Annotated in this window: 1 protein-coding gene; it reads right to left on the reverse strand. The window is 49.6% G+C overall.

Features of this window, described 5'->3' with window-relative positions:
- The coding region (locus R7Q48_RS31695; RefSeq protein ID WP_318134444.1) for a di-heme oxidoredictase family protein at window positions 1–500 on the reverse strand (500 nt) is incomplete at both ends.

The raw sequence follows: 500 nt of genomic DNA on the forward strand, positions 1-500 counted from the left end.
TCAGCGATAACACGTTTTGTTTCGCTTGCTCCGCTTCACCACCATGCCAAAGCACCGCTTCCATCAAGTTACGTGCTCGACCATCATGTAAGAAATACGTGTGACCGTTCACTTCTTCTGTGTAACCAATCCCCCAAAGTGGTGGAGTACGCCATTCACTGCCATTGGCAAGATATTCAGGTCGATGATCAGCAAGGCCCTCTCCCATGTCATGCAACAGCAGATCGGTATACGGGTGGATAAGTTGCTCTGAAAGCGCAGGCCGGTCTGCTCGTTTTGTCGTTTTTACACTGGTTTTATGGCAGCTTTCGCACCCCGAAGCGGCAAAGATCTTTTGGCCAAGCTGAACATCAGGATCATTCACATTTCGACGAATCGGCACGGCTAAGTGTTGGCTGTAAAACTCTACGAAGTCGAGTATGTTTTGGCTTACTTCTGGCTTGCCGCCATTTGGCAACTCCTCACAAAGGGATTGCTTCGCCGTGCAGTTTTCATTCGGG

The sequence above is a fragment of the Vibrio sp. 378 genome (genome assembly GCF_033339435.1).